14 protein-coding genes are annotated in these 18,077 nt (G+C 39.0%); 5 read left to right on the forward strand and 9 right to left on the reverse strand.

Features of this window, described 5'->3' with window-relative positions; all coding sequences use genetic code 11:
- The first annotated feature begins 43 nt into the window (after positions 1 to 43).
- From ACFE6N_RS15520 to ACFE6N_RS15535, 4 genes are all read left to right on the forward strand, one after another.
- Positions 44 to 892: a DUF2911 domain-containing protein gene (locus tag ACFE6N_RS15520; protein WP_378937892.1), complete on the forward strand. Its 849-nt coding sequence runs from the start codon at positions 44 to 46 to the stop codon at positions 890 to 892.
- Positions 893 to 1,360: 468 nt separating this feature from the next.
- Positions 1,361 to 2,656, forward strand: a complete 1,296-nt coding sequence (gene eno, locus ACFE6N_RS15525) for a phosphopyruvate hydratase (RefSeq protein WP_145860189.1) — start codon at positions 1,361 to 1,363, stop codon at positions 2,654 to 2,656.
- 225 nt (positions 2,657 to 2,881) lie between these two features.
- Entirely contained in the window at positions 2,882 to 3,181 is a 300-nt protein-coding gene (locus ACFE6N_RS15530) for a septum formation initiator family protein (RefSeq protein ID WP_029286805.1), read from the forward strand.
- A gap of 103 nt (positions 3,182 to 3,284) precedes the next feature.
- A complete protein-coding gene (locus ACFE6N_RS15535; protein WP_378937895.1) occupies positions 3,285 to 3,899 on the forward strand; it encodes a trimeric intracellular cation channel family protein in 615 nt (204 codons plus the stop codon).
- A gap of 482 nt (positions 3,900 to 4,381) precedes the next feature.
- Here the strand turns inward: ACFE6N_RS15535 and ACFE6N_RS15540 are convergent, their stop codons facing one another.
- On the reverse strand, positions 4,382 to 4,891 hold the full coding sequence (locus ACFE6N_RS15540) for a transposase (RefSeq protein WP_378937897.1): 510 nt from the start codon (positions 4,889 to 4,891) through the stop codon (positions 4,382 to 4,384).
- 244 nt (positions 4,892 to 5,135) lie between these two features.
- The gene (locus tag ACFE6N_RS15545) at positions 5,136 to 7,220 is read right to left on the reverse strand and encodes a hypothetical protein (protein ID WP_378937899.1); all 2,085 of its coding nucleotides are present in this window, start codon (positions 7,218 to 7,220) and stop codon (positions 5,136 to 5,138) included.
- Between the two features lie 252 nt (positions 7,221 to 7,472).
- Between ACFE6N_RS15545 and ACFE6N_RS15550 the strand changes: the two genes are divergently transcribed.
- The gene (locus ACFE6N_RS15550; RefSeq protein WP_378937901.1) at positions 7,473 to 8,207 is read left to right on the forward strand and encodes a murein L,D-transpeptidase family protein; all 735 of its coding nucleotides are present in this window, start codon (positions 7,473 to 7,475) and stop codon (positions 8,205 to 8,207) included.
- 80 nt (positions 8,208 to 8,287) lie between these two features.
- On the opposite strand, the gene fabG is transcribed toward ACFE6N_RS15550, so the two are convergent.
- From fabG to ACFE6N_RS15585, 7 genes are all read right to left on the reverse strand, one after another.
- Entirely contained in the window at positions 8,288 to 9,031 is a 744-nt protein-coding gene (gene fabG / locus ACFE6N_RS15555; RefSeq protein WP_378937903.1) for a 3-oxoacyl-[acyl-carrier-protein] reductase, read from the reverse strand.
- 64 nt (positions 9,032 to 9,095) lie between these two features.
- Complete coding sequence (locus ACFE6N_RS15560) at positions 9,096 to 9,464, reverse strand: VOC family protein (RefSeq protein WP_378937905.1); 369 nt, start codon at positions 9,462 to 9,464, stop codon at positions 9,096 to 9,098.
- A gap of 9 nt (positions 9,465 to 9,473) precedes the next feature.
- The gene (locus ACFE6N_RS15565; RefSeq protein WP_378937907.1) at positions 9,474 to 10,550 is read right to left on the reverse strand and encodes an agmatine/peptidylarginine deiminase; all 1,077 of its coding nucleotides are present in this window, start codon (positions 10,548 to 10,550) and stop codon (positions 9,474 to 9,476) included.
- A gap of 230 nt (positions 10,551 to 10,780) precedes the next feature.
- Positions 10,781 to 11,134: a four helix bundle protein gene (locus ACFE6N_RS15570; RefSeq protein WP_378937909.1), complete on the reverse strand. Its 354-nt coding sequence runs from the start codon at positions 11,132 to 11,134 to the stop codon at positions 10,781 to 10,783.
- Between the two features lie 225 nt (positions 11,135 to 11,359).
- Positions 11,360 to 12,235: a carbon-nitrogen hydrolase gene (locus ACFE6N_RS15575; RefSeq protein WP_378937911.1), complete on the reverse strand. Its 876-nt coding sequence runs from the start codon at positions 12,233 to 12,235 to the stop codon at positions 11,360 to 11,362.
- 270 nt (positions 12,236 to 12,505) lie between these two features.
- Positions 12,506 to 13,648 carry an efflux RND transporter periplasmic adaptor subunit gene (locus tag ACFE6N_RS15580; protein ID WP_378937913.1) on the reverse strand — a complete coding sequence of 381 codons (1,143 nt, stop codon included), beginning with the start codon at positions 13,646 to 13,648 and terminating at the stop codon, positions 12,506 to 12,508.
- 6 nt (positions 13,649 to 13,654) lie between these two features.
- Entirely contained in the window at positions 13,655 to 18,022 is a 4,368-nt protein-coding gene (locus tag ACFE6N_RS15585; protein ID WP_378937915.1) for a CusA/CzcA family heavy metal efflux RND transporter, read from the reverse strand.
- Positions 18,023 to 18,077 lie beyond the last annotated feature (55 nt).

An 18,077-nucleotide genomic window follows, 5' to 3' on the forward strand; every position in this document is an offset into this window, starting at 1 on the left:
GAGCTTATTGCGTAAATTCGCAATAAGCAAAAACAACAAAATAATGAAATTATCGATCAAATCATTAATGCTATCTGTTGCACTTTTAGGTGCTGCACATTTCGCCGGTGCCCAGGATGCAAAATTCCCTCAGCCAAGTAGTGGCCAAACCTTAATCCAGGATTTTGGATTGGGCAAAATAACCTTAACCTATTCCCGTCCGAATGTAAAAGGCCGCAAAATTTTTGGTGGTATAGAACCGATGGGTGTGGTATGGCGTAACGGAGCAAACGCTGCTACGCGGGTTAAATTTACCGATGACGTTAAAGTTGAAGGTAAAGATTTACCAGCAGGGGAATATAGCTTGTTTAGTATTCCTGGTAAAAATGAGTGGACCGTCATTTTCAATAAGACTGCCGATCAGTGGGGTGCATACGATTATAAGGAAAGTGACGATATACTTCGAGTTAAAGTAAAAACGATGGCTCTAAAGGATAAAGTTGAAACTTTGACCATGCAGTTCTCCTCTGTCAGCGAAACTTCTGCAACTTTAAACATGATGTGGGAAAATAGCGCGTATGCTGTTAATATCACCACTTCTATTGATGAAAAAGTAATGGCCAATATTGCTGAAGCCATGAAAGGTGAAAAGAAACCCTATTTTGCAGCTGCACAATACTATTTTCAGCATGGAAAAGATTTAAAACAGGCTTTGGAATGGGCGACTGAAGCAGAAAAATCAGATCCAAAGGCACCTTGGTTTAAACTTTGGAAAGGCCGTATTCAGTTAAAAATGGGCGATAAAGCTGCTGCTGCAATTACAGCGCAACAAGGCATTGACGCCGCTAAAGCCCAAAAGATTGATGAATATGTACGCCTGAATTCAGAACTTTTGGCGGAGGCTAAAAAATAAAGAGACTCTATTCGGTCGGTGAGACACCGACCGATAAATATCACCATTCCAATGCCTCCTGATCTTACAGCTATAGCATCGGGATGACGGCATCTTCAGCACGGGCATTGTTTCCTATAATTTACCGAACCTAAGTAATTTAAACCCGATTGAAATGAAAAGCCCGCAATCCCGATTTTTCATCGGGAGAGGACTTGTAATGAAAAGCGGGGCCAACCCCAACAGAAGTAATACTGCAATTGCTTTTCAAATCAACATCAGTACTCAATACCTGTTAAGCTGCAACCTACATCGGTTTCGCCGCTAATATAAACTTAAATTAACCATCTGTTAACTCAGTCAACTATCGTAACATTAACCCTCAAAACGCTTTATTTATTTAAAAATTATACTAACTTTGATGTTGGGCTTAGTAATTGTACTTTGTACACTAAGCAGGTTAAGAAATCAACAAAAATTAAAATAAAAATGAGCATAATCGTTAATGTCCATGCGAGACAAATCCTCGATTCAAGAGGAAATCCAACAGTAGAAGTAGAAGTTGCAACGGAAGCAGGTGCATTTGGCCGTGCTGCAGTACCAAGTGGTGCATCTACCGGACAATATGAAGCTGTTGAATTACGTGATGGAGATAAATCTACATATTTAGGAAAAGGCGTTTTAAAAGCAGTAGAAAATGTAAACACCAAAATTGCTGATGCATTAAGGGGTATTGATGTTTTTGAACAAAACGCAATTGACAAACTTATGTTAGACCTTGATGGTACCGAGAACAAAGGTAACTTAGGCGCTAATGCTATTTTAGGTGTTTCTTTAGCGGTTGCAAAAGCTGCTGCTGACGAAATTGGCCAGCCATTATACCGTTATATTGGCGGTGTTAATGCAAACACTTTACCTATCCCGATGATGAACATCATCAATGGTGGTTCTCACTCTGATGCTCCTATTGCATTCCAGGAGTTTATGATCATGCCAGTAGGTGCACCTTCTTTCTCTGAGGCGTTACGTTGGGGAACTGAAGTTTTCCATAGTTTGAAAAAAATCCTTCACGATAGAGGTTTATCTACTGCGGTAGGTGATGAAGGCGGTTTCGCCCCAACTTTTGATGGTACTGAAGATGCAATTGAAACGGTATTAAAAGCTATTGAAACTGCTGGTTACCAACCAGGTTCACAAATCTGTTTAGCGCTAGATTGTGCATCATCTGAGTTCTACAAAGATGGTAAATACGATTATACCAAATTTGAAGGCGATAAAGGTGCTATACGTTCAAGCGAAGAGCAAGCACAATATTTAGCTGATCTTTCTGCCAAATATCCAATTATCTCTATCGAGGATGGTATGGATGAAAACGATTGGGCTGGTTGGAAAACTTTAACTGATAAAGTTGGCGACCGCGTTCAATTGGTAGGTGATGATTTGTTTGTAACTAACGTAACCCGTTTACAACGTGGTATCGATGAAGATACGGCAAACTCTATCCTGGTAAAAGTAAATCAGATCGGTTCATTAACTGAAACGATTAATGCGGTTACTTTAGCACAAAACAGTGGTTATACTTCGGTAATGAGTCACCGTTCTGGTGAAACTGAAGATGTTACCATCGCTGATTTAGCTGTTGCATTAAACTGCGGACAGATTAAAACCGGTTCAGCTTCACGTTCGGACAGGATTGCAAAATACAATCAATTGTTACGTATTGAAGAAGAATTGGGCGAAAACGCACGTTTCATCGGTTCGAAATTCAAATACGCGAAAAAATAACCCTTATGATGAGTGTCATTCTGAGCTTGCCGAAGAACTTTTCGATAGGTGTTTAGACGGGCTCAATATGACAATCCAATTTGGTGTTACCAAGTTGAAAAACTTATTTGCGAAACATCCGGAGATTTTAAATCTTCGGATGTTTTTATTTAATACTATATTTGCTCAGCAAACCTTACAGGTTTTAAAAACCTGCAAGGTTTAATAACGGTTTTCGAGAAAAATATGAAACGTTTAATAGATCTTTTCCGCAATAAATATTTCCTTGCAACGGTCGCTTTCGCGATGTGGATGCTATTTTTCGACAAAAATGATATGATGTCGCAATATGAATACCGCAGTCAGGCGAATAAACTGCAGGAAGAAAAAGAATATTTCGAGAAAGAAACCGCCCAGGTTAAAAAGGATTTAAACGAACTGAACACCAACTTAAATACTGCAGAGAAATTTGCACGCGAAAAATATTTTATGAAGAAAGATAATGAAGATGTTTTCGTGATTATCAGGGAGGAGAAGAAAGATTAGTTTTCAGTTGGCAGTGTGCAGTATTCAGTTGACAGTATTTAGTTTAAAGTTCAACTGTTAAACAATTGGCCGATCAATTAACCGATTAAACCGTTACATTCGAATGCTCCATATCCTCTACATTATAGCCATAACTGCCGAGGCCATGACTGCTGCATTATCTGCCGGCAGGCGCGATATGGATTGGGTTGGCGTTTGTATTATTGCCTGGGTTACGGCTCTGGGTGGCGGAACGGTTAGAAATGTATTATTTGGACATTACCCCATGAGTTGGGTAGAACATCCCGAGTATTTAGTGATTACTGCGGCGGCGGCCTTATTTGCTGCTTTTATTGCGTCCATCATGACCAGGCTCAAAAAACTTTTTCTTTACCTGGATGCTTTGGGTTTGGTGGTGTTTACCATTATCGGGTGCCAGGTAGCGCAACAGATTCATTTACCTTATTTGATTGTACTTTTTAGCGGAATGATCACCGGTTGTGCAGGTGGCGTGCTTCGTGATGTACTCTGCAATGAAGTGCCTTTTCTTTTCCGCAAAGAGATTTATGCCAGTGCAGCAAATGTTACCGGCTCTGTTTACATCGGGATCGAACATTTTCATGGATCCGAAATGCTTGCAACTGTTTTTGCTGCCATAGTAGGTTTAACATTGAGACTGCTTTCTATCCGTTTCGAATGGCATATGCCTAAGTTTGTTTACCGGGATGAATGGCACTAACTCAGTTTGGAGTTTTTAGTTCGGAGTTACGAGCCTCCAAACTTAAAGCTCCCTATTCCTTTTCCTTTCCGTGGTGTCAGAAGTACCTTTTTTTGTGGTGTCAGATGTTACCATCTGGCACTATCAAAGTTAAAACACCTTCAATTATTTACAAAAAATATCTATCAGTCAGATGGTAACATCTGACTGCACATCCATCTAACTGCACATCCACCTAGAACTATCAACCAAAGATCTCTAGTTTTCGTGGTGTCAGATGTTACCATCTGACACAAGTTCCAATTCAATCAAAAATATCCCTGTAATCAGTTAGCTTAATAATATCGTATTCGTTACCAAGATAAAATGCTGCACTGCTATAATTATAATCTTCAGGATATTCACTTAAACTCCACTGAGCTTGCAAGGGGTTTTGATGAATATATTCCAGTTTAACTTCTTTTTCGTGGTGTCAGATGTTACCATCTGACACAAGTTCCAATTCAATCAAAAATATCCCTGTAATCAGTTAGCTTAATAATATCGTGTTCGTTACCAAGATAAAATGCTGCACTGCTATAATTATAATCTTCAGGATATTCACTTAAACTCCAGTGAGCTTGCAAAGGGTTTTGATGAATATATTCCAGTTTAACTTCTAGAAGCTCTCTATTACCGATCCAAACATCATCAAATCTATCATTCCAAACCTTAAATACTTGCTTCTCATTTTCAATCCTGATCCGATTCAGTAAAAGACTTTCATTGGTTTCAAGGTATTTCCTTATTTCAAATGCACAAAACTTTTTCAAATCACGCATGGCATCAGATAATTTATTTTCTTCGTTGAAGTAAAGCAGAATATGAAAGTGATTGGGCATGATTACATACCCAAGGATTGAAATATTGTATTTAACCGCCACGAAGTTCATGCTATTCGCAATAATTAGTTTACAAAAATCACTTTCGAGCAGCTTTATGTGCTTATAGCAACTTGTGGTCAAAAAAAGCATTTTTTCTCTAAAAATAAATTTCTGTTTCTTAACCCCATAACTATTGCACTTTATGTGTCGGTATGTTAACACCCGCACTTTTCAGATTAATCAAATACCATCAGTTATTACCAAACATAATCGCCCTGTCAGATGGTAACATCTGACAGCACCTATATCATTTTATTTATCCATTTCAAAATAATTACTAAGTCAGATGGTAACATCTGACTGCACACCAAACTCACAACACCCAACTCCAAACTTAGAGTTCCCCGTTTCTTTTCCTTAAAAACCATTCGGTTCCAAGCAAGATCATGATTAAACCAAACAACCATTTCATATTAATCAACTCATCATACTTACGGTCTTCATAGCTGATGGTTTTGATGTTCTCATTTTTCAGGATTTCATCAGCTATTTTAAGCAGGTTTTCGGGCATAAACAATTTACCATTGCTTTGTTTAGACATGGTATTTAAAAGCTGGTGGTTGGCTGTCGTTTCCTGGTATTCAGCAATTAAAGCGTTTACATGAAAACTTCCGGTAGCCGTGTATTTCTTTCCGCCGAGTGCTGTATTGGCCACATACGAATAATTACCAGCCGGCATGGTACCTGCATCCAATTGATAAGCCGTTTCCGTTTTGTAGAAAGTATAATTGAACAGCTTTCCCGCTTCATTTTTAACCTGCAGATTTACCTCGGGCTCATTAACCGCCTGGTAGCTGTCGTTATAAAGTGTTGCATTAAACTGGATACTTTCATTTTCATCATAAGCGGCTTTAGCAGTAAAAACCTTAAACCTACGTTTATCATCTTTAACAGAAAGGTATTGAACGGTTTTTGAAATCAGATCATTTAAAACGGATTTTGGCGCCTCGTTTTCAGCTTCAGCAAGTTTCCATCGCCATAACCCCTCCCCCATTAAATAACCGGTTTTTAAGCCGTTTTCGTTTGCAAAAAACAGCAATGGTTGCTGCGTATTTACTTTACCAATGCGTTGATTAAACACCGGAATTGCTCCTGCATTTACGGTTAACCTGCCAAAAGGACTCAGTAAAGGATCGAAAGATGAAACCTGCTTTTTATCCTCATCCGTCAGATTGAAACTGGTAAACCCATTGGCAAAATCGGCATATACTTCCTGAACAGAACCATTGGCGGAGCTCAAATTAACTTGATTTTGGATCTGATTAAAAGCATTTACATTGCTCTGCGCCCCCACAATGTACCAGACTGGCTTTTTTAACCCGGTTAATTTCTTTAAAAAGGCTGAAGAAATGTTCTGCACATCGGGCAACTGATACAAAACAATTAAATCGAATTTAGACGGATCTGTCGCGTTTAAATCATCGGCAAGGGCAAGTTTAACTTCGTAGTGTTTATTGAGCGAAATAGCCTCCTTTAAAACACCCAGATCAGGGTGAGGTGAAGCAGCAGCAAGCAATACTTTCTGCCTGCCGTCAATAACCTCTACATAAAAGGTCTGAATGTTATTTTGCGTGGTAATTTCATTTGCTAAAGCGCTTAATTGAACCGTGTACTTCTGCACACCGATTTTGCCTGCATGTAGCTTTACCGGAATGGTTTTAACAAAGGAAGCGGCATTAATCAAGATATTCTGTTGCGCTATCTTTGCACCATTTTCGCTAATGGTTAATGATGTGGTTTCACCGTTGCTTTGAAAAGCCTGTACCTGTACTTCGACCGTAAAATCATCATCCAGGTATACAATGTTATTGTAATTTACATTCGAGATCAATACATCGCGCCTGGGAATACTATCACCCAGCGCAATGGTGTAAATTGGGGCATTGATCTGATTAATGCTGTATAATGGGTTGCCACCATGGTTAAAAATCCCATCGGTAGCCAAAACAACTGCCCCGACATTGCGGTTGGTATATTCATCTCTGATTTTCTGAAAAAATGCAGAAGCATCGGTCAATTTTCCCCGGTTTTTAAAGTCGAAGCCATCAGCAACCTGATCGCCAAAATGAAGCACTTTTACTTCGTATTTGCCTGCGAGTTCATCCCTTAACCTTTCAAGGTTTTGTTCGTATCGTTTTTGACCGAAACCTGCTGCTTTAACCTGACCAACTGATAGTGAATTATCCTGTCCGATGATGATTACAGGCTTATCTAAAGTATAATTTAAGGTTTTAATGAGTGGTGCAAACAGGAACCATGAAATCGTAGTAACAACCACAATCCTTAACGCAGCCAAACCATATTGAAGTTTTTTATCCAGATTTTTATTACCGCGATAAAGCAACCAGGCATAGAGTATGCCTAATGCCAGGCAACCCAGAAAAGACAAAATAGAAGCCCCTGAAAAAAAAACGTTCATAATTCATAAAGATGGTAAATTTAGGTAAATTTTCAAGGTTGTTAATCATAAAGAATTATGCTAAAGCTAAAACACCATTCGTTTAACCACCGTGTGCACTGAGTTTTGCACTGAGGATCATGGAGTATCTAAACCTTTTTAAGCACCGAACTCTGTGTACTTCGCGTCTTTTCTCTGTGACCTTTGTGGTAAAAAAAGAGAACGCTATACGCTCTGTGGTTAATTACCTATCTTTAAAACCAAATCGATCTTATGAAATTAATCTTTTTAACGTTACTGCTATCTCTAAGCTTTATGGTAAATGCCCAAAATAATTTCAAAGCAACTCAAATCAAATTTGAAAGAGTAGAAAAGGCATACAGCGAAAAGTGGGAAACATTAAGAAAATTTATCCTGGCTGAAGGTTTTGGTGATCAATTTTCGATGGTAATCAATGCTTATAAGAGTGAAGGTAAACTGGAAGTTTGGTTAAAGGCTAATACTGATAAAAACTACAAATTATTCCGCACTTATGATTTTTGTGCACATTCGGGTACACTGGGGCCAAAAGTAATGGAAGGCGACGGACAAACACCTGAAGGATTTTATTACATCAATGTTTTCAACCCGATGAGCAAATTTCATTTATCAATGGGTATAAATTATCCGAATACGATAGATGATGTTCGAACTGGAAAAGACCGAAAACCGGGAAGTGATATTTACATCCATGGCGATTGTGTTACGGTTGGTTGCATTCCGCTAACGGACGAAAAAATTAAAGAAGTGTATATTCTAGGCGTTGAGGCAAGCAATGCTGGTCAGGAAAAGATTCCGGTAAACATTTATCCCTTCAAAATGACCAATGGAAACTTAAAAAAGTATTCAAAGCAATTTCCTGATCAGGCCAGTTTCTGGAAATCGTTACAACCTGGCTATTTAGCTTTTGAGAAGAATAAAAATCAAGCCGATGTAAGTGAAGTGAAGGGGAAATATCTTGTGAAGTAACAAAAAAAGTCAAGTTTTTTAAAACCTTGACTTTTTTATCGCTTGTTGAACTAAACCTTCCGCCTTAAGCCTTAAACCTCTTAGAGCATTCCACCGCAAACTGATAAGGTTTGTCCGGTTACGTAAGCGCTCATATCTGAAGCCAGGAACACGCAAACATTTGCAATATCTTCGGTTTCGCCGGCACGTTTTAACGGAATATCTTTTTCCCAGCCTTCAACTACTTTAGGATCTAAAACATCTGTCATTTCGGTACGGATGAAGCCTGGCGCAACCACGTTAGCACGGATATTTCGCGATCCCAGTTCTTTAGCTACCGATTTGGTAAAACCGATAATACCAGCTTTAGAAGCGGCATAATTAGCCTGACCAGCATTACCTGAAACACCTACTACTGAACTCATGTTAATGAAAACACCTTTACGGGCTTTCATCATCACTTTAGATGCTGCCTTAGTTACGTTAAAGATTGATTTTAAGTTGACGTTGATTACATCATCCCAGTTTTCTTCGCTCATCCTCATCAATAAACCATCTTTGGTAATACCAGCATTATTTACCACAATATCAAGAGCTCCAAATTCTGCAACGATATCACTGATCAATTGCTCAGCCTCATCAAATTTAGAAGCATCAGAACGATAACCTTTAACTTTGGTACCAAAACCTTGCAACTCCTGTTCTAAAGCCTGACCTTTTTCTACTGATGATAAATAGGTGAATGCTACATTAGCACCTTGCTCTGCAAATTTCTCCGCTATTTTACGACCGATTCCTTTTGATGCGCCGGTAATTAACGCTGTTTTTCCTTCTAGTAATTTCATTATGAAATATTGTAAAATTGAAATGTTTTAATGTTGTAAAGTTATAATTTAAAGCAATAAAAGATTATGCTTTTTTCTGGCTAAGCTGAAAAACATTCCCTTCAATATCTTCTCCATCACAAAAAAGATAATCAATACCTTCAAAAGATTTGATATCTTTCATTTTTGCACCTCTTTCTATAAGTCGTTTTCGAACCTCTTCAATATCTTCTTCAATACTGAAAACCATTTTCAAATTACTTTCTGCACGAAAATTATCGTCATTTCTGAATGATTTCCCAATTCGATGAAACGCAATTTCGATGGCTCCTGCGTTGAAAACCAACCACTCGTTTTCAATTTCCTCTATTAACGAAAAATTAAAAATGGATTGATAAAAGTCCTTTAGTGCACTAATATCATTACCGAATAAAATTATTCTGCTCAGTTTCATATCAATAAATTATAACGCTGGTTCCTGCTGGCTTAGACAATGGAAACTTCCCAATCCCCAAATAATATCGACTGAGTTAATTCCAATCACCTTGCGATCGGGGAAACAGCCCTGGATAATGTCTAAAGCTTTCTGATCGTTGACATCATCAAAAACCGGAACAATAACTGCTGAATTGGCGATGTAAAAATTGGCGTAAGAAGCTGGCAAACGGGTATCATCATAAATCACTGGCGAAGGCATTGGTAACTCAATAATATTTAATGAGCGACCATCCTTTAATCTCATCGCCTTTAACGCGTCTAAATTTTCTTGCAATAAAATATAGTTGTCATCCAAGGGATTACTTTCTACAACAGTTAAAACGGTATCCTCGTTTACAAAACGGGTAATATCATCAATATGGCCATCAGTATCATCCCCCACAATGCCATCGCCGAGCCACAATACCTGATCCTGACCGTAATATTCAAGCAGGTACTTTTCAATCTGTTCTTTGGTTAAATGTCGATTGCGGTTCTCGTTCAACAAACATGCAGTAGTGGTTAAAACTGTACCGGCGCCATTAAACTCTACCGAACCGCCTTCCATTACAATATCGGGATTGAATAATGGCAAATTAAAATGTTTTGCAATTTTAGTTGGCACTACATCATCCAGATCAAACGGCGGGTACTTACCGCCCCAGGCATTGTAACCCCAATCCACCACTGCTTTTTCATTGCCTTTAAGCACAAATGCCGGCCCATGATCTCGGCACCAGGCATCATTGGTTTCGTTGAAATAAAATTCAATCTGCGTTAAATCGGCATCTGCTTTTTGAAGTTCGGCAATGGCAAAGGCTTTCATTTCTTCGTCTTTTACATTGATACGCACTTTTTCGCCCTCAGCCACCACTTTAATAAACTGGCAATAAGGAGCGTAAATGGTTTCGATCTTACCCGGCCAACTGGCCTCTTTGTGCGGCCAACTTAACCAGGTTGCTTCATGTTTAACCCACTCAGCAGGGAAAGCATAACCTTGCTGCTTAGGTGAATAATCGAATTGATTGATATTTAAGTTTTCTCTGGGAGGGAAATTTGACATATGTTTTAGTCCGAAGTCGGGTGTCCGAGGTCCGGTGATTTAGTGTTAATAAAGTCCGAATGTCGGATGTCCGAAGTCGGATGATCTAGTGTTTTATTTTTAGTCCGAAAGCCAGGTATCCGAAGTCCGGTAATTAATGTGTTGTTTTTTCAAAGTCCGAAAGCGAAGTCCGAATATCTAGTTCGTTAGCCATGGCTGGAATATTTTCAGACTTCGATCTTCCGCCTAACTTAATTTAGCGATTTAATTAAAGCTGAAATCATGATCAAAACCTCTTCACATGCCTGATAGTGCTTTCGAAAGATTTCCTCAGTAATATATCCTCGCCTGATAGCTAAATGCAAACAATTCACGACTTCTATATCTGATCTTAGGGCATAACCTAAAAATCTTTTAAATTCAGGGTTACTCTGGCCAGTGCTTCCTTCGGCAATGTTCATTGAAATGGAGTCAGCAGCACGTTTCGCTTGCGATGTCAGAACATAAATCTCTTCTTTTGGAAAAAATTTTGTCAATTTATCTATTTCATCTGCAAGGTCTAAAGCTTTTTGCCAAACCTTAAGTTTTTCAAATTTGAATGCCATTTTTAGTCCGAGGTTAATGATCTGAAGTCAGATGCTATTGTTTGAAATTATTATAACAACAAGTTACAACATCCTAAATTTCAAACCAAATCTTTATGATCTATTTATCCCACTCAAAGCTCTCTACAGTTACCAGTATCTAACTTCTTACGCGCTATTCAGATTTAGGCAGTCTGCAGCTGTGCTCTTTGGCCTCCGACTTCGGTCTACTGACCTCCGACTTTCTTAATCCCCATCAATATACCTTTTCGTAATCGGCTGGTAAGAATCAATTCTTCTATCTCTTAAAAATGGCCAGTGCTTGCGCATAAAATCACTTTGATCGAGGTCCAGTTCCACTACTTCTGTTTCTTCCTGATCATGTGATGCTAAATAAATCAACCTACCCTGTGCATTGGTTGCAAAACTGCCGCCCCAGAATTTCATGGCACCATCTTGTTCAAAGCCAACACGGTTTACACTCACCACCGGAACGCCATTGGCCACAGCATGTGAGCGTTGAATGGTTTGCCAGGCATTGTATTGATCTTGATTGGTCTCTTCATCCTGATCAGTCGCCCAGCCAATTGCAGTTGGATAAAACATGATATCAGCACCCATTAAGGCCGTAATGCGCGAAGCTTCAGGATACCATTGGTCCCAGCAAATCAAAATGCCGATCTTCGCAAACTTGGTTTCGAAAACCTTATAGCCTAAATCGCCTGGTGTAAAATAGAATTTTTCGTAAAAAGCAGGATCGTCAGGAATATGCATTTTACGGTATTTGCCTAAATATGATCCATCAGCATCTAAAACAGCAGTGGTATTGTGGTACAAACCTTCAGCACGTTTCTCAAACAAAGAAGCGATAATTACCACACCCAATTCTTTGGCCACCACCTGCAAAGCATCCGTTGATGGGCCCGGAATAGCTTCTGCAAGGTCGAAATTATCATAATCTTCCACATCGCAGAAGTATAGGGATGTAAAAAGTTCCTGCAAACAAACAATCTGTGCACCCTTTGCAGCGGCTTCCCTTACTTTAGCAATAGCTTTATCTAAATTTTCCTGCTTATCTTTAGTACAACTCATTTGCACTAAGCCAACTTTTACTTTCTTCATATTTTTTGAAAAATGAGAGAATGAGAGAATGATCAAATGATTGAAGGCCATGTAAAGTCATTCATTCATTCAAAAATCAATCATTCAAAATCTGGCTGCAAAGTTACTATTTTGTTTAAAAGTAGAATGGCATAAAATTGTAAATGTTACTTTAAATTATGTTTAATCATTTGTGCTTGAAGTATGGACTTATTTAGAAACACTTATTAGAAACAATGAGATGTGCCAAAGTATTCTCTTTATTATTGCGAACTTTGCTCTCAAATCAACTTATTCGCCTTCTTCTCCCCCGTTTTTCATTTTCATCAAAATTGCATAAGCATTTTTTGTTACCACATTACCTGGTTTTTTATTCGTTTTAACTTCTATAAATCCATCTATAGCTTTCCCAATTTCCACAGGCAACATTTTAAATCGCTTATTACCAAGTTCTTCAAAAATATAATATTTATTTTCCCATTTAACAACGGCATCTTCTGGTAAAGCATCAACTTTTGCTGCACCAATAGAAATCGCTGCATTTAAAAATGTACCAGGCAATAATTTATGATCAGAATTTTGGATATCACAATGAACACTTGTAGTGCGGTCGTCTTCTATGTTTGGGGTGATCAAATGTACCTTCGCTATGTATTTTTTTTCTGGATTTGCAGTAGTGTTGCAGATCACTTCCTGTCCTGTCTTTAAATTTGCAGCATCTCTTTCAAATACAGTGAGGTTTGCATGCAATTCTCCGGGGCTGATCAATTCAAATAAAATATCAGTTGCAGTAACAAATTTACCCGTGTTTACATTAACCTTGGTTACGTAACCACTAATAGGCGAACAAACTTTAATGTTACGGGTTATCGAATTTTCATTTAAAGTTCCAGGATTAATACCAATCAGCCTCAGTTTTTGGGCTAATGCTTTGACCAAAACTTTTTGGTTATTATAATCACTCTCTGTTTGCTGGAAGATTTTATCACTCGTTGCTTTTGTTTGATTTAATCCCTTTTGTCTTGTATAATCTGCAGCTAAAAACTTTAACCTGTTCACCGAAGTCAGATAATCTTGCTGGAGCTGAATATATTGTTGATCTTCAACCAGCGCTAAAACTGCTCCCTTTTTAACCAGCATTCCGGGCATCATAATCATTTTTTTTATATAGCCACCCATAGGAACACTAACGGAATACGTGTTTTCTGGCGGCACATCCACAACTCCATTCACATTAATGGTGCTGTGCATCGCCCTTTGCGCTATTTTACCAATTAAAATTCCAGCGTTTTTTGCTTGTTCATCTGTTAATTGCACCTCATCCGTACTTATAACTGCGGTTTTTTCTGCCTTTACAGCTTCTTTTTTATCTTTACCATTGCAAGCCATCAAAAGCGACAAGCAAACTAATCCTGCTAATATTTGAGTTTTCATTTTATCTTATTTATCTGTGACCGTAATACGTTCAATTTCAAAAGCAGCTTCATTAAATTGCTGCACTTTATCATAATATTCTACTTTAAGCTGTATAGACTGGTTAACCAGGATTACCCAATCCAAGTAGGCAATTTCGCCCGCATTAAGTTTATCAGATGCTGTTTTAACGATATCAGCTGCATTTCTTAATGCAATTTTCTGGTAAGAGCTGATAAGTTTTTCAAGCCGGGTATAACGTTCAACAGCACTTGTTAAGTTATTATCCAGCGTTTTTTTAGTCAGCGCCAATTCTTTTTCGCGCTGTTGTATTAAAATACCATTGGCTTTAATACGGGAATTTTGTGCGCCGAAAAAAATCGGAATTCCAACACCAACACTAACCGAAGAAAATCTTTTGCTTTTATCAAAATACTGTTCTGCGCCAATACTATTGGTTTGCCAACCAATAATACTCGAATTGTTGTAACCGAAACTAAGGGTGGGCATCAATTTACTTTTTTCGAGTGTCTTTTGTTGCCTGGCCAACACCAATTGTTCTTCTCCTAATTTTAGCAAAGGGTGGTTAATTTGTTCCCGTCTAAATAAAGGCCCAGCAGAGTAAAGTAGACTATCAGCCCTTGGCTGCAGGGTTTCATCCGTATTTAACAAAAACTTAAACCTGTTTTGCATCAGCACATTATCTGTTTTCAGTAGCTCGAGTTGATTGCTGATTTGCTGCTTTTGATTTTCTGCAGTACGAAGTTCCAGCAAATCAACATCCCCTGATTTAAAACGCTGATTGGATTTATCCAGAAATGCGCTATAAACGCTATCGGCCCAAAGTAACAATTTCTGTTTTTCATTTAACAATAACAGATTATAGTAGGCTGATTTTACTTCGGTTTTCAGATCGAGCTGGCGGACATCAACTTCAATCTCGCTGATGCGCAAATTTGTTTTATGGGTGGCAAATTGCCTTGCATAAACGGTCGGAAAATCAAGTGTTTGTACAACAGAAAATTTATTGTCATTCTCCAGACTGTTGAATTTGCCATAATCGAAACCAATTGCTGTTTTTGGTGCGTCAAAGCTACTTTTAGCAATCTGCTGATAATACTGAACGTTGGTTTTGGCAACCTGCAACGAAATGTTGTTTTTAACGGCAGTATCTAACGCCGCTTTTAAGCCGATGGACTTCTGCGCATTCGTATTTAAGGCTCCAAAAAGTATGATGAGTACAGTTAACGCAAGTTTATTTTTAGGTTTGAAATACGAAAAGCCCTTTTCAAATAATATGTATAACATGGGCAAAACAAATAATGTTAATAAGGTAGAAATTAATAAACCACCAATAACCACTGTAGCCAATGGTTTTTGAACCGCACCGCCTGCACCAGTACTGATGGCCATCGGAATAAAACCAAGTGATGGGACCAATGCCGTCATTAAAACGGCACGAAGTTTTGATTTTGTAGCATGGATGACAATTCTTTTTACATCTGTCCAGCCCTCTCTTTTTAACCGGTTAAATTCTGAAACCAGGAGAATTCCGTTTAATACGGCTACACCAAAAAGGGCAATAAAACCTACACCGGCCGAAATACTAAAAGGCAAATCCCTGATCCATAAAGCAAATATGCCACCTGTTGCGGAAAGTGGAATAGCGGTATAAATTAAAAGTCCTTGTTTAACAGAACTGAAAGCAAAATAAAGGAGCAAGAAGATCAGCAATAAGGCGATCGGTACTACAATTGCCAATCGTGATTTCGCTGCCGTCATATTTTCAAAAGAGCCGCCATAAGAAATGGTATAACCTTTAGGCAAGTTAAGTTTTGCAGCTGCTTTATGCTGTAGTTCTTCTACAATCGACTGCACATCCCTATCCTTCACATTAAACCCAACAATGATCCTGCGTTTGGTATCTTCTCTTTGAATCTGGTTGACTCCTTCCACTTCTTCAATATTAGCAACCATACTTAAAGGCACCTGATTACCGGATTTGGTTAAAACCATCAGGTTTTCTACATCTTTAATATTTTTCCGGGCTGCTTCATCAAGGCGTACCACCATATCAAAACGTTTTTCCCCTTCGTAAACCTGACCAGCCACCTGTCCTGCAAAAGCAGTATTAACCACCCGGTTTACATCGCCTACGTTTATGCCATATTTAGCCATTCCGTCGCGGTTGTATTTAATTACTACCTGAGGCATTCCCGTAACTTGCTCTTCGTAAACATTGATAGCTCCTTTAACGGTACCGATTATGGTTCCTAAACGTTTGGCATAACCAGCCAGCGAATCCAGGTCTTCACCGAATATTTTACAAACTACATCCTGCCTTGCTCCGGTCATCAGTTCGTTAAACCGCATTTGTACCGGAAATTGAAAACCCACGGTAATACCAGGAATTACTTCAACCGCTTTGGTCATTTTGGCACTTAATTCAGGAAATGATTTAGCAGAAGTCCATTCTTTTTTAGGTTTTAAAATTACCATCATATCCCCTGCTTCAAAGGGCATGGGGTCTGTTGGTACCTCGGCACTTCCTATTTTGGTTACGATCTTTTGCACCTCAGGAAACTTATCCAGCAGAATTTTCGATGCTTTTTGTGTAGTTTCAATCGTATTGTTCAGGTTACTACCGGTGAGCAAACGGGTTTCAACGGCAAAATCGCCTTCTTCCAGCTGTGGAATAAATTCCCCACCGAGGGTACCCATTATAAAAATAGAAATAGCGAACAAGGAAAGTGTAACGACCAGAATGGTTTTTGGAAAACGGAGTACTTTACTTAAGATAGGTTGGTACTTTCTCTCTATCCATGCCATCAGCTTATCGGTTAAATTTTTCTTGTGGCTGATGGTTTTATTCAGGCATAAAGCCGACATCATCGGCACATAAGTGATGGACAAGAGAAATGCGCCAAGAATAGCAAAAGCAATGGTCCAGGCCATGGGTTTAAACATTTTGCCTTCGATGCCTTCCAGCGATAAAATAGGCAGGTAAACAATCAGTATGATAATCTGACTAAATACTGCCGATTTAATCATCGATCCGGTTGATTTTTCCACCTCATTATCCATCTGGTTTTGGTCTATCTTACCAATAGCCCTAAAGTGTTTACTGTGCGAAAAGCGGTGAAGGATGGCCTCGACCACAATTACAGAACCATCTACAATTAAACCGAAATCTATCGCTCCAAGCGACATCAGGTTTCCGCCAACCCCAAACTTATTCATCAATATGATCGCAAAAAGCATAGATAGCGGGATCACAGAGGATACGATCAGGCCTGCACGAAGATTCCCTAAGAAAAACACCAGTACAAAAATCACAATCAGCGCACCTTCCATTAAGTTGGTCTCTACGGTACTAATGGCATTGTCGACCATTTTTGTTCTATCCAGAAAAGGCTCAATCACCACGCCATCGGGAACCATTTTTTGAATTTTCGCAATTTTATCTTTAACCCGTTTTACTACCACAGAAGAATTTTCACCTTTTAACATCATCACCACAGCACCTGCAACTTCACCCTGGGCATTATAGGTCATCGCGCCATAACGTATTGCCGAGCCATACTGAACCTTGGCAACCTGGCCCATTAAAACAGGCATTCCGTTATCAAGCGTTTTTACCACAATCTTTTCAATATCGGCCAGATTGGTTGTTAATCCTTCGCTTCGGATATATAAAACAGTTGGTCCCTTTTCAATGTATGCCCCGCCTGTATTTTCATTGTTTTTTTCAAGGGCATCGAATATTTCGGCAATGGTTAATCCATAGGCTTTAAGTTGGTCTTGCCGCACCGCAACTTCGTATTGTTTCAGCCTGCCGCCAAAACTAGATACTTCCGCGACTCCCGGCGTACCCAAAAGCTGTCTTCTCACTATCCAATCCTGAATCGTACGCAATTCCTGTTCATTAAATTTGCCTTCGTAACCTTTTTTTGGCCGAACTACATATTGATATATTTCGCCTAGGCCTGTTGAAACAGGAGCCATTGCCGGCGAACCTATGCCCTGCGGAATTTCTTGCTGCACCTGCTGTAAGCGTTCAGCAATTTGCTGTCTTGCCCAGTAAACATCGGTTTCTTCAGTGAAAACGATGGTAACCAAAGAAAGTCCGAAACGTGAAAAACTCCTGATCTGTTTAAGTCCGGAAATACTGCTACAGGCTTGCTCAATAGGAAATGTAATGAGGCGCTCAATATCCGGTGCGCCCAATGATGGAGAAACGGTAATAACCTGCACCTGGTTATCGGTAATATCAGGAAGTGCATCTATCGGTAATTTAGTAACCTCGTAAGTACCCCAACCAATCAGTGAGCATACGAACAAAGCAATAATCAGTTTATTCCGGATGGAAAAACCGATGATTTTATTTAACATCATAACTTAAATTAAAATAACAGACATATCCAGAAGCCATAGGAAATGGTTCTGAAAA

Origin of the sequence: Pedobacter sp. BG31, from assembly GCF_042464845.1 — a bacterium.
Classification (GTDB): Bacteria; Bacteroidota; Bacteroidia; order Sphingobacteriales; family Sphingobacteriaceae; genus Pedobacter; species Pedobacter suwonensis.